Source organism: Paenibacillus sp. LBL (genome assembly GCF_029893715.1).
Lineage (GTDB): Bacteria > Bacillota > Bacilli > Paenibacillales > Paenibacillaceae > Paenibacillus_AQ > Paenibacillus_AQ glucanolyticus.
The window spans coordinates 1-19339 of record NZ_JARXYU010000025.1 but is presented as its reverse complement, the minus strand read 5'-3'; the positions used below and the strand labels follow the sequence as shown (position 1 = coordinate 19339).

Here is a 19339-nt window from a genome sequence, read left to right as displayed (position 1 = left end):
AACCCGCCTCCTTGGAAAATGTATTGAGTATGGCATGAACGGCTTACAGCGCGTTGTAGAGGCCTTACGTAAAGCTCCTCAAGGCTTAAGTCTCCACTGGCCGCATTCAGGCGGCTGAAGAGACCCGCGCAGCCTTAGTATGCGTTCCATCTCTCCTTGTCATTCCTCTGGAGAGCTGGCAACAACAAAAAACAGCCTCCCTGTAAGTGGAGACTGTTCTCGACATATCGTTATGACTTGATATAGGTGATTCGCATCTCGTTGTCATCACCGGTTACCATGATTTCCACGGTTTCGGTCAGAATATCGGCATAACTGTAAGACACACGTTTAAAAGTCTGCTGGTCTTGATCCAGCTTCACAATGAAAACAGAAGGGTACGTTTCTTCCAAAACACCAGTACGCTCGACGGTCTTCCGACGGCCACCGTTAGCCCGAAGCGTAATTTTTTGCCCTAAATGGGCATCGAGACTGCGTTTGATTTCCAACAGCGCATTTTTAGCCATTGTCGACGACCACCTCTTTCCTTGTCCATTATACCGAAGATTCAGTCATTTGTCAATTCAAAAACATTAATTATATCAGCATCAAAAATACCTTGTCAACGAATTTTTTTTGATCCCGTATTTCTCGTGTTCATTTGTTTTAATATGCGCTAAAATGACAAGCTTTATGTATTTTTTTTGACAAATTTCTATAGGTTTCGAAAGAAAAAATAAAAAAACCCCAGCTTGTGGGGTTCTTCTTGGTTCGTCCTCAGCGGCATGATTCAACCGCTAGCACTAGGATTTAAAGGCTAGCTAACGGAAGGCGTAACCTTCAAAGTGGACAAATCCTGCAGTTTGGGCAGACCGATCCGGTAGCTGCCTCTTGTTTCGATTCCGCCCACGCCTTGGCTGCCGCTAATCGTATGATGGACGATATCATGAATATTCACGGTTTCCCTGACCGACGTATAAGCTGCCTTGGCAGCTACATACACTGGATCCAGCGCATGGATGAGAATTCGCCCTGGCGAGCTGGCAAAATTGGCTCCTGCCTGCAGAAGTGCTTCGAAATGCGATTGGCACGCACCGGCCACAATGACCAGGGAATCCAGATTCCGCTCATACTGACGGGCTACCTGGATAGCCGTGACGAAGTTGTGTGAATTTTTATAGCTGTCCAAGCTATATAAGTCGTATGGCTGTCGTCTCTTGAGAACACCATCATGCCCTGTAATCACAACGATATCGGGTCTTACCCGGGGAAGAAGACGATATAATGAATCGGCCATCGACGACTCATTGATATAATGGCCTTCCGCTGGTACCCGAAGCTGATTGTACAAGGCCATGCTTTTCTTCAGGTACTGGGGATCTCCATCCAAATGCAGTACCTTGCCCGGCACGTCAAAGTATCCCTTATTCGCATGCTGGTCGCCTTCGATATTTCGCAGATTGGCCAGTTGACGCTCGCTCTGCTCCTGACGGTGCTTCTGAAGGCGGTCAAGCGACTCACTGGCTTTAATTTGTGCCTGCTTTGTTCGTTCGCTTACGGCGGGATGCGGGACCGTGACCAAATCATTAACGGGAGCGTCGGCCAATAACCGGAATTCCGTCCCTTTGATGACGATATTATTATTTTGCCGCATGCCTTCTACCCGGAACGTTACATCGCCGCCGTAGGATTTACGAACGACCAAGTCTCCCAAGTTCATCACAACATCACCCCTACCCTATGGTATGGGCCACTGTGACTATTGGTTCTTACGAAGCTTCAATTTATCATGTTAAACCCCTTCAGGGCCCCCTGCGCACGTCAATCTGCTGGTCTATCGAATATCGGCGTTGTAGAGCACATTGCTAAGTTTGGCATACTCTTCGATGCTGAGTGTCTCTCCGCGCCGTGAAGGCACAATTCCCGCTTCCTGCAGCAGCTGTTCCAGCCGCTCACGTCCTTCACCCGCAAAGAACCGGCTCTTCAGGTTATTGGCGATGGTCTTCCGCCGCTGTGCAAAAGAAGCCTGTACCACTTCGAAGAAAAACCCTTCGTCTTCTACGCTGACAGGTGGCTCTTCCCGTACGGCTAGGCGAATAACAGCCGAAGCGACATTGGGCTGCGGAATAAATACGGTATGCGGCACGATACAGACCAGCTTAGGCTCACTGTAATATTGGACGGCGATGCTGAGACTCCCGTAATCCTTGCTTCCCGGTGCCGCAGCCATACGCTCTGCTACTTCTTTCTGGATCATCACGACGATATTCTCCAGCGGCAGCTTCTCCTCGAGCAGCTTCATCAGAATCGGCGTTGTCACGTAATACGGAAGATTCGCAACGACGCTGACTTTCGATACACCCCCAAAGTCTTGTTGGAACAACTCATGAAGGTCCACCTTCAATACGTCCCCATGATGAACCTTCACGTTCTCATAAGGCTCCAGCACTTCCCTCAGGATCGGAATCAAGCGCTGATCGATCTCTATCGCTGTAACCGTTCCCGCAGTCTGTGCAAGCTTCTCCGTCAATGCTCCGATGCCAGGACCGATCTCTAGCGCTCCTTTATCCTCATCTAATCCTGCGGCTTCCACGATTTTGTAGAGAATATTCTGATCGATGAGAAAGTTCTGACCCAAACTCTTCTTGAAGGAGAATCCATGACGTGAGATGATCTCCTTCGTCCGTCTTGGTGTTGATATATCCTCGAACCGGCTCATGATTTTACGCCCCCCTCTTCCAGCTGCGTCAGCGCGGCCAGAAATTCTTCACGTGATATTTGAAACGTGGCCAGTCGTTTATGAAACTGCTTGCTGTTGCAATATCCGATGCCCAGCAGGTTTCCCATCGCCATCCGTCTTGCCGCTGCCTCCGGATGGGCCGATAAACCGGCCTCCATCATGTCCTCCAGACTGATCAGGCTCTCTCTGCCCTCGAAGGAGGTGTGGACCCGCTCCAGCGCACGCAAAATGGCCTCAGGAGAGGCGTTCTCAACGCCGATATCCCCTTTTCGGGTAGCGTCCTCTTCCGGAATGAAGGCGTGTTTGCAGCCTGGCACGCCCTGCTCCACGATTTTCCGAATCCGCTCTCCTGCATGATCGGGGTCCGTTAATATAATAACGCCTCTGCGCTCCTGGGCAAGCGCGATGCGTTTAAGGATTTGCTTATTGATGGCAGAACCGCCCGTTTCGATCGTATCCGCGTCCACGGCCCGTTTAATGGCTACCGTGTCGTCCCTGCCCTCCACAACGATTACTTCTTTAATCATGCGATTGCTCTCTTCCTTTCCAAGCAAGGCCGGCTTGTACAGCGAATGGTCAGCTTCAAGCCCCATAGGCCTTATATTATTACTCGTTTTTTACAAAACAAAAGAAGAGGAAAGATTCCCTCTTCTTCATCATCATTTATTATAAGCTAAATAGTATAGCATTAGAATGGCATTGTAAATTGGAATTCATTCGTTTAGTTCAATTCAGGTTTAACCGGACCGATCACGTAAACAGTACGGCCGCTTTTACGTCCGAAATTCATGGCGGATTTCAACGAATCGTAATAAACATCAATTTTATTTCCTTTGATGGCACCGCCCGTATCTTCCGCACGACGGAAGCCGATGCCTTCAATATACACCCACCATCCGATGGGGATGATATTAGGATCTACCGCAATCGTCCGACCTTCCGTCACACGTGTTCCGGATGCTGTCCGAGTGCCGATTCCTTGCTGCTCGGCAGAATACGCCGTCATCGACACGTTGTTCAATACCTTTTTGTATTTAAAATCAACGCCTGCCCGAGAAGCCACATTATTCTCCACCGCTTTGGCGGTTGTTACCTTTTTCGTGCCGGAGAGTTTAGCCGGTGTTGCTTTCACATCGGTGGCTGCCACTTGAGCAATAGCGGGTTTCTCCACTTTTTTCGTGCCTACAGCAATAATTTTGTCCTTCGTTCTGCGCTCAATCTCCTGGGAAACCTTGGTCTTGGAAACCAGCTTGCCATCGTGATAGACCTTCTCATAGTGATTTACCATGATGCCGGACTCACCCCGCTGAATCACGCGGTTGTCACCCTTTTCGAGCGATGGATCGGCTGTCTTAATCACACGAAATTCCCGGTCTTCTGTTTCCTTAACGTTTTGTTTCGTAACGCGCACGACGTTGATACTCATATCGCTGGTAAGTTTCGTATGCTGTGCCGGTTGTACTATATCTTCACCCTGGATCGTAATGCCAGCTTCTTTCAGTACATGATCAACCGTATCCTGGGATGTAAATATGGTTTTGGTTTTGCTGCCAACTGTAACCTTGACTGGAACTGCCCGTTCAATGATGATCCGGTCGCCGTCCTGGATCGCACCGTTTAGAGGCATCGAAATCTGATCCTCTGGGCTCAACGTGATCGCTTGCTCATCCAGCAATTCCTGCAGCAATGATCCACGTGTTTCTACTGTGGTGACACGACCATCGACCACAAGCTGAACTTCCTTGCCTGTCTGATCATGTACAATCAACGAAACGAGAAGTGATACCGTAACGGCTCCCATCGTGCCGAGCAACATCAATTGACGCAAATTGTCATGCTTCCATCTCAATGCGTAAGACATGCTGGATGATTGTGATTCATGGGTTTCTTCAGGTTGAAAAATGCCCACTATTCCATCCTCCTTCATAGTCCCGCCGTCTTCAGTAACGCATGAATGCATTTGACGTGACTATAGCAATTATTCTCACAAGGCGCCCTGCTATCTATCTAACACCCTGCGTCAATTCCCGTCTTCCCGTCCATCTACCACCACCTCCTGATTACCAAGAGTATGATGATCCCTTCACCATTATTCAAAAATAAAAGAAAGCCATTGAAAGAGTACTAGAGGCTCTAACGTGGCTTCCTGATGATTAGAATCATGGAAATGGTATGCACGAGATTTCCCCTCTTATTTCGCTTACGGAGTTAGCTGTCGGGTTCGGACGTAAGAGAGACGCCCTATATCCGGATACCCGCTCATGGCGAGATCCTTCAAATTCACCCCAAAGACCCGATAAAGAAATCAAATACGGCTTGGTGCATTCAGACCTGTATGCACGGCGGTATCGGTTCCCCCGTTCTCCAGAATTTCGGAGATTAAGCGAGACGGTTCATGAAATATTCGGCTGGCGATCTGCACATCGCAGCTTCTTATCACTGAAAAGATGATATCCTGTTTACATGCAGGTTGTAAAGCAACAATCAACCACATTTTCTGATGTAAATGGTTAAAATATTGTAATATCAACGCCTTTTCTGATTAAAAAACTTTAATTAATCGAAAATGCTCTCTTTTTCATCGCTTTTGCTCTCAATTTCGTTAAATGCCAAATCGTTCCAGTGCATTTTTGGTGGTAATTTGGGCCAATTCCTCTAAGGACATGCCCTTAATCTCGGCTGCGGTCTCCGCCACTAATTTTACATAAGCGGTCTCATTTCGCTTCCCGCGGAAGGGGTGGGGGGTCAGATAAGGCGAGTCCGTTTCGATCAATAATCGATCGAGTGGAACCTGCGCCAATACCTCTTTAGGCTGCTTCGCATTCTTGAAGGTAATCGGTCCTCCAAATGAAATATGGAATCCCATATCCAGACACATTTTGGCCGTTTCCCAGCTCCCGGAGAAGGAGTGCATTACACCGCCGACCTCAGCGGCTTTTTCCTCCCTCAGAATCTTTACGATATCTTCATGTGCATCCCGGTTATGGATGACAATGGGCATGTTCAGTTCCCGAGCCAGTCCGATTTGGCGGCGGAATACTTGATGCTGTACTTCTTTTGGGGATGTATCCCAATAATAGTCCAGACCAATCTCCCCGATAGCCACCACCTTCTCATGACTGCATAGGGAGGCGATCCAATCCAGATCCTGATCCTCCATGGTGATGGCATCTACAGGATGCCAGCCTACCGCTGCATATATAAAGTCATAGTTCTCTGCCAGCTTCATCGTGGTCGGTATGGTCTCCCGGTTAAATCCGATGTTAATCATCCGGCTCACGCCGGCTTCAAGCGCCCGCGCGATGGTTTCCTCCCGGTCCTCGTCGAATTGGGGAGCATCCAGATGAGTATGCGTGTCGAACAGCATGATATTACCCTCTCCTTTCCTGTCGTTTCCTTGTCGTATATTTTCCTGCAGCACTGCTTATACCCATCATGCTGCGGTTGTCCTGATCACCAAGTTAATTCTGCTGCTTAAAAATCTCACCTATCTTCTCCGGCATCTGCTCCAGTAGCGGATACACCTTCTCCTCCGGAAAATAAAGATGATATCGCCCTTTATGAATGCCGCTGATAGAGCGTACAATATCGGACACCTCGGAAATTTCCCGCAGCTCATCATGCCGATCCAGAAGCAGGATCTGCTTCTCGTTAAGCGGCATATCAGAATGAACCTTATCATAAGGAAGATCGGTTGGAAAATCAATCTCCAGGTCATATTCCGGATGCAGCCCCGCATCGCGAAACGCTTGGCGTATCCCGTCGATGGTCTCCAAATCGATATTGTCGATTTCTACATATTTATAGAGCTTCCGGTGCATGAAACGGCCGCATAATTCGCCAAGAAGCTTGTCTTCCTCCTCGGTCCATTGCAGAAATGCCGTCTGAATAAGTGCTTCATCCAGGCGCAGGTATTGATTTACACCGATATTGCCTTCAAACAGGGCCGGAAGCGGCTCGACCATAAACCGGAAAGCGTACCCGTTGTCATGCAACTCTTTTGCACGACGAAAAATTTGACGCAAGATGATCTCCGAACTTCGGGTGACAGGATGAAAATACACCTGCCAGTACATTTGGTACCGCGACATCAGATAATCCTCCACGGCGTGCATGCCGGATTCCTTGACCACCACGCGGTCACGGAACGGCCGCAGCATCCGCAATATCCGGTCGATGTCAATGGTCCCATAATTCACTCCCGTATAATACGCATCCCGCAGCAGGTAATCCATGCGGTCTGCATCAAGCGGACTGGTTACCAGGTTCATGACAATCGGCTTATCATACGTCTTGTTAATGACGGAAGCCACTTTCTCCGGAAAATCTGCCCCAAGCTCCTGCAGAACCTTGTTAACACAAGTATCACCAAGCAGTATCCGGCATGTCCAATCCTCGTGGTTCATATTGAAGGCTTCTTCTATAGAGTGGGAAAAAGGCCCGTGTCCCAAATCATGCAGCAGCGCCGCACAGAGAGCCACATGCCGTTCCTCGGCTGGCCAGTCAGAATACCCTCTCCGTTCGAATTGAGAGATGATTCTTCTCGTAATTTCATAGACACCCAGAGAATGAGAGAATCGGCTGTGCTCCGCTCCGTGGAAAGTCAGGTAAGAGGTCCCAAGCTGCCTGACCCGGCGGAGCCGCTGGAATTCCGGCGTATTGATTAACCTCCATATGATATCGTCCTGCACATGAACATAATTGTGGACTGGATCCTTGAACACTTTTTCTTCCGATATTGGGGAATGCATCCATCTCATCTCCTTATCATTTTGATGTGGATATGGCCGTTTAACACTTCTTTTGACAACTAATGTCGAACAATGTCGAATAAGGTAAAAACGCGCTTTCCAAATCGACAAATAGAAAATTGCAACAATAATTGGTTCGATTATGGTAATTCCTTTGTTATACAAGGGTTTTGTTCACTATACTTTCGTAAATAGGTTCCGATTTTTCAAAAATATAGGTTGACTGTTTTGGGAATCGTTGGTACTATAAATAACATAAAAACTAGAACTATGTCGAATTATGACTTTTTTAAATTATGGCGAGAGGGGCATTTATAAGTTATGATGAAATCAACAGGAATTGTAAGGAAAGTCGATGAGCTTGGACGGGTCGTCATTCCAATTGAGTTACGCCGTACGCTCGGAATTGGTGAGAAAGACGCATTGGAGATTTATGTAGACGGCGAACGCATCATGCTTAAGAAATATGAGCCTGCCTGCATCTTCTGTGGTAACGCTGAGAATGTCACTTACTTCAAGGGTAAAATTGTTTGCCATGAATGTATCTCGGAAATCCCTACACCTGTGACAAATTAAGATTTTTAGTATATAATAGCATTATTACACTTTGTTAATTCTAACCTTTTTCATATCTCCTTGGCACCTTCCTCGGCTTTGAACCCGGCCGCAGGAGGGTCTTTTTTTGAGATTAAAGAAAGTTTTCAGTGAAATGCAAGCCATTCTTCAATCCTTTACGGGTCCCAGCAAAGTTTTTAAAATAATCATCAAAGCATAGGCTCTACTTTGTGGGCTATTTGGCTATCCCCCTGCGCCAGGTATGGGTGGTCATGAATCTGCTAATAACGCGTTATATATATCCCGCTTCGATACACCGCGATCACCCGCGGTTTTTTTCATTGCATCCTTCCGGCTTAATCCTTTCCGCTCATAATGCTCTACATGCTCCTCCAGCGAAAGCTCCTGCCACCAGGCATTTTTCTCCCGAAGCTCTTCCTCTGCACTGCCCGCCTCTACCACCAAACAATATTCACCCAATGGAGGATGTTCCGTAAGCCACTCCAGGCACTCTGTCACGCTTCCGCGTAGAAATTCCTCATATCGTTTGGTCAACTCGCGTGCGAGGGTCACCTTCCGATTTCCCAGTACCTCTTGCAGGATCTCCAGCGTTTTCTTCACACGATGCGGGGATTCATAGAACAACAGCGTTCCCTGCGCCGATTGCAGTGCCTGCAGCTGCTCCACGATATCCTTGCGTTCCCGCGGCAAAAAGCCGATAAAGGTAAACCGTTCGGTTGGCAGACCCGAGACGATTAAGGCGGAAAGTGCAGCATTGGCCCCCGGGATTGGAATGACGGAAATTCCCGCTTCAATGGCCAGTGAAACCAGGTCCGTACCAGGGTCTGAAATGGCCGGCAGACCGGCATCGCTGACGAGTGCCACATTTTTTCCTTCTATTATATAGCGTATGATTTCAGGACCGCTCGCCGCCTTATTATGCTCATGATAACTGAACATCGGCTTGGACGGAATTTCGAAATGCGTCAGCAGCTTACGCGATTGCCGCGTATCCTCCGCTGCGATAATGTCGCATTCCTGGAGAATCCGCACCGCACGGTACGTCATGTCCTCTAAATTACCGATCGGCGTCGCCACCAAATAAAGTGAACCCGGGCTTCCCTCGTCCCGAGTTGCATAACTCTGTTGCACGATATTTCTCATTCTTTAGTCTCATCCTCATGTGATCCGTAGTAAATTTCCATGAAATCCGGGCCGTAATTTCCTTGCTCGTCATACACAATCAGCGGAGGCTTCAACCGTACCTCCGGCTTCCCATCCCGAATGCCTTCTATGAGCACCATGTTGGCCTCCATATCTACACGCGGATGGACAAAACGGATGACTTTCGGTTCAATCCGGTATTTGCTCATCAGGGTAATAATCTCCGCCAAACGCAGCGGCTTGTGAACCATGCTCATCTTCCCGCCCTGGCGCAGCAGCTTCGCACAGGCTTCAATCACTTCCGCAAGCGTGCAGTGGATTTCATGCCTTGCAATCGCTTGATGCTCATTCAGCTTTAAGTCACTGCCATTCATCGGCATATAAGGCGGATTCACCGTAATCAGGTCATAGGCTCCATACCCTTTTTCCTTGTACAGCTCCCGCAGATCGCCTTCATGTATCGTGATCTGCTCCTGTAGACCATTCATCGTTACACTCCGTCTAGCCATATCGGCCAGTCTGGGTTGTATCTCGATGCCTTCAATCGGTGCACCCGTACGTGTCGACAGCAGAATGGGTACAACTCCGTTCCCCGTGCACATATCCAAAATGCGGCCCCGCCGTGGTACGCTGGCAAACCTGGCAAGCAGGACCGCGTCCATGGAGAAGCTGAAAACCTCCTCGCTCTGGATGATTCCAAGCTCATGGGTGAGCAGATCATCAATCCGCTCTGATGTCTGTAACAGCACTTCTTTCAATTTCATAGTTTCAACCCTTTATCTCCATAATAGATCCTTGCCTCGTATTGCCCTAACTAACCGCATGTCGGGCCTATAAAATACACAAAAGGCTGCTCTTCACATTGCATGACAAGCAGCCGTATGACGTTCTTATCGATCCTTACAGTATAACCTTTCCATTCTAGAAAAAAACCGTAGGCAGTTTCTCCTACGGCTTCTCATTTATTCAAAAAAGACAAGCAGAACAGGCAATCCCCTTCCGTGCGCAGATGTCCATAATAGACATTGCAAATGTGGAAGCCTTCATGATACAGCCGGGCCAGGTTATCATATCCCTCACCGACCACATCTTCTCCATGTTCCTCATCCTTCACATGAGGCTGAGGTTGTATAGCAACTGGGTTTTCAAATTCTGCCGGATTGACTTCCCTCTTTAATATTTTCCGGAGCTGTTCATTTTCAAGACTGAGGCGATGGTTCTCTTCCAGCAGTTCCTTGATGACCAGCTTAAGTCCACCCAGTTCACTGTGTATATGTCCCATCTGTGTTTCCAACTCTTGAATGAGCACAAAAATGTTTTTCTTCTCCAAGTCTACACCCCGAAAATAAACATTCTATTGGACTACTTGATGACAACGTCATCCATCGGAAGTTCCTTAACCTTTCCAATTTCAAACAGCTGAACATGAACCGTCCGCTTATCCGCATTAAGTCCGACTACTTTGCCTTCTCCCAGCGAAGTAACGACAAGCTTTCCAGCGGATGGAAGCTCTTCTTTCACGCTTTCATAATTATCATGCTCAAATTTCAGGCAGCACATCAATCTTCCGCATAGCCCGGAAATTTTAGTCGGATTGAGCGATAGGCTTTGATCCTTTGCCATCTTGATCGATACCGGCTCAAAATCACCAAGCCATGAGGAACAGCACAGTACGCGTCCACAGGGTCCAAGACCGCCGAGCATTTTGGCTTCGTCACGAACTCCGATTTGGCGAAGCTCGATTCGAGTTCGGAATATACTGGCCAGATCCTTAACCAGTTCACGGAAATCCACACGGCCTTCGGCGGTGAAGTAGAAAATGATTTTGTTGCGATCAAATGTGAATTCCACATCGACCAGCTTCATTTTCAGCTCGTGATCCCGAATTTTATTTAAACAGGTGGTGAATGCATCTTTCGCGGCGTGCTTGTTCTCTTCAACCACACGGGCATCGGAATCACCAGCGATGCGAATGACCTTCTTCAGTGGAAGAACAACGTCCGATTCACCAACCTCCTTCTTTCCTATCACAACTTGACCATACTCTATGCCTCTCGCGGTTTCCACAATGACGGATTGTTCCTTCTCCACGGGCAGATCGAGCGGATCGAAGTAATATATTTTGCCCGCTTTCTTAAAGCGGACACCTACTACACTGTACAAAAATAAACCCCCTTGTGCCTGTACATATTGGCCATTCTTCGGGCCTGGGGGTGTGCTCACGCCGGAGTGTTACCGCCCAAACCCATCAACAACTGCTCTAAACTGAGCTGTCCATTGACATTATAGCGTAACTTCTTCTGACACTCTGCGGCCAAATCCATGTATGACACCCACTGTGCTGTGCTGCGGGCTGACGCATGACCAGAGATATACTCCGCCTGATCTATGAAAACGAGAGACTCTTTCCTTCCATACTGGACATGGATCATGTCCTTAAACCATAAATGAAACATGCTGAACAATAGGTCCAGATGATCAGAGAGTTCTGTTTTGAACACTTTTTGACTCGCTGTAATCATAGCTGAGCCGCTTCGGTTCAAAGACTCCTTCCCTAATTGTAACACTACGTTTCTAATTTCTGCAAACCAATTCTCATTCAATATTTTCCTGCACTCATCAATTCCTGATGCAAGATGAACTGCGCAGCGCACAAGTGCAGCAGGATAACCTTCACCTACCAGGACCTTCTCCATCATCTGTGGATCCAGTGCCCGGAACGGTACTTGCTGGGATCTGGACTGAATGGTGGGCAGAAGTGCCTGTCCATTCTCGGCTATCAGGATAGCTACCGCTGGCGACTGCGGCTCCTCCAAAAATTTAAGCAGACTGTTGGCTGCCTGTGTTGTCATTTTCTCCGCCCGATCAATAATATAGACCTTCGGATTGCGGTTCTCCGAGCGATAGGAAAATATGCGCTGCAGATCACGAATCTGATCGATCTTGATGCTGGCCCCATCCGGCTCGACCATCGTAAGGTCAGGATGATTGCCATGGTCCACCTTGCGGCATTCCAAACAATGCCCGCAGGCATCATCTTCAAGTTCCGTACAAAACAATGCCTTGGCGAACGTAAGCGCCGTCTGCATCTGCCCGGCACCGTTAGGACCGCTGAACAGATAAGCATGACTAACTGCATGGCGGCGCAAGGCATTTTGCAGCAATTGCTTCGCAGTCTCTTGACCTACGATATCATTAAAAGACATAAGTCCTCACTTTCTACCGATCCCCATGCCTTCATGGCCGTAACACCTCATGGATCGTTTTAAGCTTCCTTACAATTAAAATACAAGATTGATCAGCATGCCGCGAATTTCTCCAACCTTGTTCAGCAAATCAATTCTCCCTTGCTCCGTATCAAGCAGATCATCTGCCATAGCCAGCAGCGCAGAATCAACCTCATCTATGACATTATAACGCTTGCCGCGCCCCCGGCGGTCCCAGCCCCGTGTTTCCTTCATCTTCACACCGCGCCGAACCGTTTCCTCAAGGAAGCGCCGAACCATCATTCTATAAGTCTTCAGCTCCCGAACAGTCATGACTTTGGCCAATCGGTCCCCTTGTAGTGCAATTTCACGCATTTGACGATTCAGTTCCTCATGGGTTGCACGTTCCCCCTGCTGCTGCATCATATCGGAGAATGATCGCTGCTGAATCGGTCTGGCGTTGCCATCCGGCACCGTGATTTCACTTTTCATGGGCCGAAAGCCCGGATTAATCTTCACCCTGATCCACCGCCTCTTGCGTAATTCTAGCATCTTAATAAAACGGAGGCATCCGGTACGTTCATAAATCGAACAACCTATGCCTCACGTGAACGTACCTTGAAATGGTTTTCTTGTCAAGCGATTTACAGGCAATCATCTGATACATTCAACAGTTTATTTGGAGTTCATCTACATCATTACCTAATTAAAGATCATCTCCCGAGTACGGCGATCTACGGTAACTATTTTTATTATGATACAGAAGAGGTTCAAAAGATAGTCGATACAGGAGAACACAGCCGTCAAATATCCCAATAAAAACATCCGTTACGTGCTATCGCAGATCCAGAAAATGAATTTAGAAATGCTCGAATCGTTCAACAGGGAGCACAAATACCGTAGCACCGCCAACCTGTACTTCGACTGGAAGCGGTAGATAGGAATCCGTAGTACCACTCATTGGGGTTACCGGAGTGACCAGCTGCTCACGAACCTTACAGCTTGTGCGAATGACACTAAGCACGCTTTCAACCTGTGAATCGTCTACCCCAATCATAAAGGTGGTATTTCCCGCCTTCAGGAAGCCGCCTGTGCTGGCAAGTTTCGTTGCCCGAAAATTAGCTTTGACCAATGCGGCAGAGAGACGGTTGCTATCTTTATCCTGTACAATCGCAACAATCAATTTCATGGTAAACCCTCCTTGTTTAATTTGGACATCGTGTGCCCCTATCACTACTTATTTGACAAACAACCTCAAAAATCCTTTAATATCGCGTCTTCCAGGTGACGATTCATTTCCCGTTCGACCTGCGCCGGTGTCTTGGAAGCATCCACGATGCGAATTCGACCCGGATTACGCTCTGCTACCAGCAGATAGCCCTCCCTAACTTTCTCGTGAAATGTCAGGTTCTCCATATCCAGTCGATTCCATTCTCTTTCGGCATTCGCTGCGATCCGTGAAAGGCCAATCTTCGGCTCGATATCAAACAACAGCGTCAAATCCGGCATCCGGGTATCGATGGCGAACTGATTGATGCTCCACACCTCTTCCATCCCCAATCCGCGTGCATATCCCTGGTAAACCAGGCTGCTGTCCACGAATCGGTCACAGAGCACGGTCAGCCCCTGCCTTAATGCCGGCTCCACCTTCTCCACAAGATGCTGTCGGCGGGCTGCCGCATATAATAATGCTTCGGTGCGTGCATCCATCGCGGTGTGCTCCGGATCCAGAATAATGGAGCGAATCTTCTCCGCAATCTCAATGCCCCCAGGCTCGCGGGTAATCAGATAAGGGATCGAATGATTCTGCATAAAGGCGGCGAGTCTGCCCATCATGGTCGTTTTACCGGATCCTTCTCCTCCTTCCAGGGTAATAAATAGTGGTCTGCGATTATTCATAAGTATCCTGCTTTCATCTTTTGTTGATCACGGATCTAATATGTGTCGACTATCGATATCAGTGTATACTTCGAGTTCCTTGCCTCATAATTCCTTAAAAACGACAATGCTTGCCAGTGTTGGATCCTTGATGCCTTGGCACTTGGCCCCTGCCTCCCTTAATGCCAGCATTCTCTGTGCCATCTCCATGGCTATGACCTCGCCCGGATACAGAATCGGAATTCCTGGCGGATAGGGAATCACCATCTCCGCGACCGTTCGTCCGGCGCTGCTCTCTATTGGCACGGACTCCACCCTCTCCCTGTCGATCGGCTTCAGTGAAAAGGGAACCGGAGCTGAATAGGGAGTTTCCCCGGGCAAATTGTTCCACGTGGAAACATTGGGGGTTACATACTCTTCAGTTAACAAGCTAGCATCGACATCGATATAATCAAGATTTTCTTCCGTACGAAACGCTGGCTGCTCATACCTCGTGAAATCCCCCTGATCCCGCAATTTCCGGATCAGCAATTCCGTACCCTCTGGTTGATCGCCTGGTTCAGTCCCGGTCTTCTCCAACGCCTCCTCCTGCTCTACAATATGCACAAGAGCCCATAAGACGTGATTCGCATCTTCCTGGGTCGACCCTAACGTAAACAATAAGACGACGTACAGCTCGTCGCTCATCTCCGGCACACAGCCGCGCGCCTCTAGTGCGCGCTGGAGTGCATACCCGCTCAGGGACCCAGTGCGGTCATATATGACCGCTTTGAACGGGTCCTGGCGGGTATACGCCGCAGCGGCTGTGCCCGCGGCGTGGCCCCCGGGCTGCGGCGGCTGCAGCAGCCCGAAGCGCGGCAGCTTCGCTAGGCCGCGCCGGAAGGCATCCACGGCGGCAAGGCCAGCCGTGAAGGCGCCTGCGCCCTGCATGTGCAGCAGGCGCCGCGCCAGGTCCAGCGAAGCCATGAGCGGGTACGAGGGGCTGGAGCTCTGGACCATTGCCAGCCGCTGACGCAGCAGGCTGCGGTCGAGCAGCCCGCCCTGTACGTGCAGCATGGCTCCCATCGTCATCGCGGCTAACATCTTGTGCGTGGATTGAACCACGCCATCCGCGCCGCAGGACAGGGCATTCATCGGCAGCTGGGGATGCTGCCCGTAATGGGCTCCATGCGCCTCATCCACAAGCAGAGGAATATCATGCTCATGGCATGCCTCTGCTAGCGGCCTCAAGTCGCTGCCCATCCCGTAGTAGTTGGGCATCGTTACGACGGCCCCTCTTGCCTCCGGGTAAGCCTCAAGCGCTGCTGCCAGCGTCGCTGCAGAAGGAGCAACAGCCAGACCACTGGACTTGTCCATTTCCGGCTGAAGAAAGACCGCCCTTGCCCCTGCCAGCATTAATCCGTTTAAGACAGACTTATGTACATTCCGTTGTACAAGCACGATATCCCCAGGCTCCCGGCATACCGTTAGGATTAACGCCAAATTGCCGGCAGTACTTCCACCCACGAGGAAAAAGCTCTCCTCGGCTCCAAAACAATCTGCTGCCAGCTCCTGTGCGTCCTGAATGACCCCTTCAGGATGAAACAAATCATCCGTCCCGGTAATTTCCGTCACATCAATACGCATGGCTTCATGCAGCATGTCTGCGCCGTTCTTGTCTGCCTCGTATGCCCTGCCATTCTTGTGACCGGGTACATGAAAAGAAGAAGCCCCCCGATCCCGGTATAACGCCAATGCTTCTGCAAGTGGGGCAAGGTCTCTATGTGTAGTCATCGACATATCCCTTCGGATTACATTCTCTAACCTATTTTAACGCAATTTGAAACCTACGCCTACGCCCCAATCCCCTAAACAGCCTGCACAAACAAAAAAAGGCCTTCAATTCAGGCCCATTACACGCGTATCGCGTCTATGCATTTTTAGGCATGGCAATCTGTTTTAATTGACGGATGAAAAAATGATATTTGGCATCTTCCGCACTGGTATGAACGATTTCCGATTCACATTCCTCGCATACGAATTGCGATACAATGGTGATTCCGTCTATCTTGGACTGATTGCATATGATACACACGTGTTCGGTCAATTCTTCCATAACCATCCCACCTTGATCCTTTTACTATTAGTATGACACAGTTTCTATTATTTTAAACCTTTTCATAGGATATCTTTCTACGCTTTATTTATATGTACCCCTTGCTGGCCTTGTGTCTGTACCTTTTTTTAACTTAATAAAAATATGATTTTGTCCGATAAAAACATAAAAGACTGTTACTTCTTGTCTATCGAAATTTATCTTATACCTAAGGAGGACGGCACAGCCCAATGGCAGATCCACACGGTCAAGCCACCTTTTATCACTACCGACTCATTAAAAAAATTCAGATTTCCAAAAGCTTGCTCATCCTTTACCTAAGTCTGCCTGTGCTCGCTGCAGCTGCGGGGATATTTACGGTATCACCCTATATCCCGCTCTATATGCTAATCGCCTTTCCGCTTATGCTATGGATCCAGTATGTCATCGGGCATACGGTGCTCATTCTGCTCGGAGCAGGCTACCGGAAGCGCTGGCGCTTTCGTCTAAAGCTACCGTGGCTTGGCTATATACCGGATCAACACGTCAGCTTGCGTGTATTCACTTTGGTACAGTTCTATACCTGCTGGGTAGGGATTGTCTTAAGCGCTATCATGGCTTTCTGGTTACCGCTGCCTTTAGCGATTGCGCTAGCATTCTGGCATCTGTGGCTTCTTCTCCCCCGTGGCTATACGATGCTGCGCCTGACTGGTCAGCGTAAGGAAGGCATGTTAAAAATGAACGAACAAGACATCTCTTACTACATGCAATAACACAGTAAGCTGTCTTCCATCTACATGGGTACATATAGTAATCATCCAGTCCATCATCAAAAAAACACCTCATTCCGAAGTGTTCAAGACCCCATTTTATAGACATTTGAAAAAAACCTAGGCAAAAAACGGGCGTCGGCACTCTACCGGCGTCAGTTTTTTTAGTTTTCGTTGTGGTCGTTTCCGGTTATAAAAACAGAATGTATTTCTCAATTTTGTTTTGTGCTTCGGTGACCGTTCGAATATGAAAGGGTAGAGTCCTTCCGTTTTGAGATGCGAGGAGAAGCTCTCCATCGAGCATTGTCATAACACTTTCCTCGTCGAGACATGCTGATTCGGGCGCTAACCTTTGGCTGGTAGCATGTCGTGGTAAACATGAGACGTGTACTGGAAATCCTGATCGCTATGAACGATCCATCCGGTCACGTCTTTTTGCTTAACAAATGCTTTGCTGAATGTGCGGAGCACGAGTTCATTGTCGTTGCGTTCGCCCATATCGTAAGCCACAATTTCGTTATTAAACAGATCCTTAATGGCTGACAGGTACACCCAACGCTCTCCAACACGGTACTGAGTAATGTCAGTTACCCATTTCTGAATTTGGTTTTTCCGCAGTGAAATCCCTTTTCAGACGGTTCTCCGATACACGCTCAGCAGCTGCACACGTGCTTCCAAATCGTCTCTTACGGCGAATTCGAGATTGAATGCCGTGTGCTTGCATGAGACGAAGGGCCTTCTTGTGGTTCATCCAAATCCCTTGATCTTGCCAAAGAAATAACTGAAGCAGCCGATAGCCATATTTTCCTTCATAACGCTGATAAACTTGAAACACCTGCTTCTTTGCCTTTGCATCACGATCGATTCGTTTGCGCTTTAAATAAGCGTAATAACCACTTCGGGACACACCAAAAACACGGGAAAGTTTCTGGACATCTCCGTATGCTACTACCTTTTCCATGATCTGATATCTCTCTTGTTTACTTCCTCCTTCCAGGCGACCAAGCACTTTTTTAGCAACTCATTCTCCCGTTTCAACTTTTGCACATACCGATCCTGACTCCTATATTGCTTCCGACGTCCCCGTCCATCCAGTAGACCGAACCCACCTAGCTCCCTATATATTTTCTCATTCACTTTTTCACACGATCCGCGTCCTGAATCTCCAGGTACTTCGTAATTCAGCGATACGTCCATTTATCATCGATGTGAAGACGAATAGCTTCCTTTTTCATTGGCAAATTGAATAGGTCTTAAACTTTTGTCCCATAAAAATACACCCCCTAGAATTTCATCGGTTAAACCCGGGGGTTTTTCCAATGTCTATTCTAAGGGGTGCACTTCAAAGCCGGAAAGAGGTCTTTATTCATTCGCTTTGTTGCTTTCCAATCCTTGTATGACTTGTTTCTTAAACTGAGCAGGAACCGTGATTATGAGAAAATCGTCATGCACCGACAGGTGGACGATATTTTTTCCTTTTTCAAAAACTAATGAAGAACCATTGTCTTCCGTTTCCTTCTGCTTCCATCCCCAGGACACGATTTCATCCAGGTAAGCTTCAGGTATACTATCGTCTTCCTTCAGCCCCGGAAGCGCATAACGTACGTAGTCCAAATCACTATTGCCTGTGGTTTGTTCGGTTTTATTCGCTTCCTTCGGAACCGGGAACGACTTTACATTCGCCGCACCGTCGAAGGACTTCCAGCTTGGTTCTGTGGATGCGCCGCATCCGGATCCGATTAACAAAATCGTACCCGCACATATGATCTCTGCTACACGCAGACTATTTTTACGCAACATGTAATTGTCCTCCTTCCCCCACAATAACCGGTCTCCAGATGAGTATTCGTAGTTGGTTGGTTAATGGAGAACCCTCCAATCAGGCCTTCATTCCTATAGCCTGCGTAAATCGGTAAGCACTTTCCCGATTATGCCTAATTCTATTATACTGATTTTCTGCGTGATATCGGTAACAAAATCTTCATCTGTTTATGTTAATTTTATGACCATGTTATATAACAGTTACGGTTATTGACGACTCAACACAATATCATTCATGAGTCGGACAACCTATTCTCCGTAAAAAGCAAAAATAAAAACCACCATCGATTACATCGACAGTGGTTTTTCGCTTGGCGACGTCCTACTCTCCCGGGACCCTGCGGTCCAAGTACCATCGGCGCTGGAAGGCTTAACGGTCGTGTTCGGTATGGGTACGCGTG

General features: G+C 48.3%; 23 protein-coding genes, 1 rRNA gene and 1 riboswitch. Of the genes, 2 read left to right on the top strand and 22 right to left on the bottom strand.

Going from position 1 to position 19339, the window contains the following annotated elements; genetic code table 11:
* Positions 1-230: 230 nt before the first annotated feature.
* The 7 genes from veg to M2277_RS29285 form a co-directional block, all read right to left on the bottom strand.
* Entirely contained in the window at positions 231-506 is a 276-nt protein-coding gene (veg, locus tag M2277_RS29315) for a biofilm formation stimulator Veg (protein WP_006207415.1), read from the bottom strand.
* Between the two features lie 290 nt (positions 507-796).
* Positions 797-1699 (bottom strand): sporulation peptidase YabG, encoded by a 903-nt coding sequence (gene yabG / locus M2277_RS29310; RefSeq protein WP_036640982.1) that lies wholly within the window; start codon positions 1697-1699, stop codon positions 797-799.
* Between the two features lie 114 nt (positions 1700-1813).
* Entirely contained in the window at positions 1814-2698 is an 885-nt protein-coding gene (gene rsmA, locus M2277_RS29305; protein ID WP_006207413.1) for a 16S rRNA (adenine(1518)-N(6)/adenine(1519)-N(6))-dimethyltransferase RsmA, read from the bottom strand.
* A complete protein-coding gene (gene rnmV, locus M2277_RS29300) occupies positions 2695-3246 on the bottom strand; it encodes a ribonuclease M5 (RefSeq protein WP_040680119.1) in 552 nt (183 codons plus the stop codon). Before rnmV ends, rsmA begins: the two co-directional genes overlap by 4 nt.
* Positions 3247-3440: 194 nt before the next feature.
* Positions 3441-4628 carry a 3D domain-containing protein gene (locus M2277_RS29295; RefSeq protein ID WP_280756258.1) on the bottom strand — a complete coding sequence of 396 codons (1188 nt, stop codon included), beginning with the start codon at positions 4626-4628 and terminating at the stop codon, positions 3441-3443.
* A 272-nt stretch (positions 4629-4900) separates the two neighbouring features.
* Positions 4901-5115: riboswitch (cyclic di-AMP (ydaO/yuaA leader) on the bottom strand.
* Between the two features lie 206 nt (positions 5116-5321).
* Entirely contained in the window at positions 5322-6086 is a 765-nt protein-coding gene (locus tag M2277_RS29290; protein WP_006207410.1) for a TatD family hydrolase, read from the bottom strand.
* Between the two features lie 94 nt (positions 6087-6180).
* The gene (locus M2277_RS29285) at positions 6181-7470 is read right to left on the bottom strand and encodes an HD domain-containing protein (RefSeq protein WP_006207409.1); all 1290 of its coding nucleotides are present in this window, start codon (positions 7468-7470) and stop codon (positions 6181-6183) included.
* Positions 7471-7791: 321 nt separating this feature from the next.
* Here M2277_RS29285 and M2277_RS29280 point away from each other — a divergent pair, with 321 nt between their 5' ends.
* Positions 7792-8046, top strand: coding sequence for an AbrB/MazE/SpoVT family DNA-binding domain-containing protein (locus M2277_RS29280; protein WP_006207408.1), 255 nt, complete (start codon positions 7792-7794; stop codon positions 8044-8046).
* A 249-nt stretch (positions 8047-8295) separates the two neighbouring features.
* Here the strand turns inward: M2277_RS29280 and rsmI are convergent, their stop codons facing one another.
* The 10 genes from rsmI to M2277_RS29230 all read right to left on the bottom strand — a co-directional run bounded on the left by rsmI (position 8296) and on the right by M2277_RS29230 (position 16368).
* Positions 8296-9189 (bottom strand): 16S rRNA (cytidine(1402)-2'-O)-methyltransferase, encoded by an 894-nt coding sequence (gene rsmI, locus M2277_RS29275; protein WP_063478220.1) that lies wholly within the window; start codon positions 9187-9189, stop codon positions 8296-8298.
* Complete coding sequence (locus M2277_RS29270; protein ID WP_076151275.1) at positions 9186-9953, bottom strand: tRNA1(Val) (adenine(37)-N6)-methyltransferase; 768 nt, start codon at positions 9951-9953, stop codon at positions 9186-9188. The genes rsmI and M2277_RS29270 overlap by 4 nt, the downstream gene beginning before the upstream one ends.
* A 194-nt stretch (positions 9954-10147) precedes the next feature.
* On the bottom strand, positions 10148-10519 hold the full coding sequence (gene yabA, locus M2277_RS29265; RefSeq protein ID WP_006207404.1) for a DNA replication initiation control protein YabA: 372 nt from the start codon (positions 10517-10519) through the stop codon (positions 10148-10150).
* Between the two features lie 32 nt (positions 10520-10551).
* Positions 10552-11352, bottom strand: a complete 801-nt coding sequence (locus tag M2277_RS29260) for a PSP1 domain-containing protein (protein WP_006207403.1) — start codon at positions 11350-11352, stop codon at positions 10552-10554.
* A 56-nt stretch (positions 11353-11408) separates the two neighbouring features.
* Positions 11409-12395: a DNA polymerase III subunit delta' gene (gene holB / locus M2277_RS29255; RefSeq protein ID WP_006207402.1), complete on the bottom strand. Its 987-nt coding sequence runs from the start codon at positions 12393-12395 to the stop codon at positions 11409-11411.
* 75 nt (positions 12396-12470) lie between these two features.
* A complete protein-coding gene (locus tag M2277_RS29250) occupies positions 12471-12914 on the bottom strand; it encodes a YaaR family protein (protein ID WP_280756257.1) in 444 nt (147 codons plus the stop codon).
* A gap of 340 nt (positions 12915-13254) precedes the next feature.
* A complete protein-coding gene (locus M2277_RS29245; protein WP_006207400.1) occupies positions 13255-13584 on the bottom strand; it encodes a cyclic-di-AMP receptor in 330 nt (109 codons plus the stop codon).
* Positions 13585-13649: 65 nt separating this feature from the next.
* Positions 13650-14294, bottom strand: coding sequence for a dTMP kinase (gene tmk / locus M2277_RS29240; protein WP_063478217.1), 645 nt, complete (start codon positions 14292-14294; stop codon positions 13650-13652).
* Positions 14295-14378: 84 nt separating this feature from the next.
* Positions 14379-16046 (bottom strand): aminotransferase class I/II-fold pyridoxal phosphate-dependent enzyme, encoded by a 1668-nt coding sequence (locus tag M2277_RS29235; RefSeq protein WP_280756256.1) that lies wholly within the window; start codon positions 16044-16046, stop codon positions 14379-14381.
* 136 nt (positions 16047-16182) lie between these two features.
* Positions 16183-16368: a sigma factor G inhibitor Gin gene (locus tag M2277_RS29230; RefSeq protein ID WP_063478215.1), complete on the bottom strand. Its 186-nt coding sequence runs from the start codon at positions 16366-16368 to the stop codon at positions 16183-16185.
* 230 nt (positions 16369-16598) lie between these two features.
* On the opposite strand from M2277_RS29230, the gene M2277_RS29225 reads away from it, so the two are divergent.
* Positions 16599-17120 (top strand): hypothetical protein, encoded by a 522-nt coding sequence (locus tag M2277_RS29225; protein WP_280756255.1) that lies wholly within the window; start codon positions 16599-16601, stop codon positions 17118-17120.
* A 117-nt stretch (positions 17121-17237) separates the two neighbouring features.
* Here M2277_RS29225 and M2277_RS31820 read toward each other — a convergent pair whose 3' ends face one another.
* The 5 genes from M2277_RS31820 to rrf form a co-directional block, all read right to left on the bottom strand.
* On the bottom strand, positions 17238-17414 hold the full coding sequence (locus M2277_RS31820; protein ID WP_457816001.1) for an IS3 family transposase: 177 nt from the start codon (positions 17412-17414) through the stop codon (positions 17238-17240).
* A 48-nt stretch (positions 17415-17462) separates the two neighbouring features.
* Positions 17463-17669 carry a DDE-type integrase/transposase/recombinase gene (locus M2277_RS29220; protein ID WP_280756254.1) on the bottom strand — a complete coding sequence of 69 codons (207 nt, stop codon included), beginning with the start codon at positions 17667-17669 and terminating at the stop codon, positions 17463-17465.
* 31 nt (positions 17670-17700) lie between these two features.
* Positions 17701-18078 (bottom strand): IS3 family transposase, encoded by a 378-nt coding sequence (locus tag M2277_RS29215; RefSeq protein ID WP_280756253.1) that lies wholly within the window; start codon positions 18076-18078, stop codon positions 17701-17703.
* 401 nt (positions 18079-18479) lie between these two features.
* A complete protein-coding gene (locus M2277_RS29210; protein ID WP_006207393.1) occupies positions 18480-18917 on the bottom strand; it encodes a hypothetical protein in 438 nt (145 codons plus the stop codon).
* Between the two features lie 330 nt (positions 18918-19247).
* Positions 19248-19339, bottom strand: a 5S ribosomal RNA gene (gene rrf, locus M2277_RS29205); the annotation flags it as partial.

Coding starts and splice junctions, on each gene's coding strand:
- M2277_RS29285 (WP_006207409.1), bottom strand. CDS start 7,470: ATGCATTCCCCAATATCGGAAGAAAAAGTGTTCAAGGATCCAGTCCAC.
- M2277_RS29270 (WP_076151275.1), bottom strand. CDS start 9,953: ATGAAATTGAAAGAAGTGCTGTTACAGACATCAGAGCGGATTGATGAT.
- rsmA (WP_006207413.1), bottom strand. CDS start 2,698: ATGAGCCGGTTCGAGGATATATCAACACCAAGACGGACGAAGGAGATC.
- M2277_RS29245 (WP_006207400.1), bottom strand. CDS start 13,584: ATGAAATTGATTGTTGCGATTGTACAGGATAAAGATAGCAACCGTCTC.
- yabG (WP_036640982.1), bottom strand. CDS start 1,699: ATGAACTTGGGAGACTTGGTCGTTCGTAAATCCTACGGCGGCGATGTA.
- M2277_RS31820 (WP_457816001.1), bottom strand. CDS start 17,414: ATGGAGAGCTTCTCCTCGCATCTCAAAACGGAAGGACTCTACCCTTTC.
- M2277_RS29280 (WP_006207408.1), top strand. CDS start 7,792: ATGATGAAATCAACAGGAATTGTAAGGAAAGTCGATGAGCTTGGACGG.
- veg (WP_006207415.1), bottom strand. CDS start 506: ATGGCTAAAAATGCGCTGTTGGAAATCAAACGCAGTCTCGATGCCCAT.
- M2277_RS29235 (WP_280756256.1), bottom strand. CDS start 16,046: ATGACTACACATAGAGACCTTGCCCCACTTGCAGAAGCATTGGCGTTA.
- M2277_RS29290 (WP_006207410.1), bottom strand. CDS start 6,086: ATGCTGTTCGACACGCATACTCATCTGGATGCTCCCCAATTCGACGAG.
- rnmV (WP_040680119.1), bottom strand. CDS start 3,246: ATGATTAAAGAAGTAATCGTTGTGGAGGGCAGGGACGACACGGTAGCC.
- M2277_RS29210 (WP_006207393.1), bottom strand. CDS start 18,917: ATGTTGCGTAAAAATAGTCTGCGTGTAGCAGAGATCATATGTGCGGGT.
- holB (WP_006207402.1), bottom strand. CDS start 12,395: ATGTCTTTTAATGATATCGTAGGTCAAGAGACTGCGAAGCAATTGCTG.
- tmk (WP_063478217.1), bottom strand. CDS start 14,294: ATGAATAATCGCAGACCACTATTTATTACCCTGGAAGGAGGAGAAGGA.
- M2277_RS29225 (WP_280756255.1), top strand. CDS start 16,599: ATGGCAGATCCACACGGTCAAGCCACCTTTTATCACTACCGACTCATT.
- rsmI (WP_063478220.1), bottom strand. CDS start 9,189: ATGAGAAATATCGTGCAACAGAGTTATGCAACTCGGGACGAGGGAAGC.
- M2277_RS29215 (WP_280756253.1), bottom strand. CDS start 18,078: ATGGAAAAGGTAGTAGCATACGGAGATGTCCAGAAACTTTCCCGTGTT.
- M2277_RS29230 (WP_063478215.1), bottom strand. CDS start 16,368: ATGGAAGAATTGACCGAACACGTGTGTATCATATGCAATCAGTCCAAG.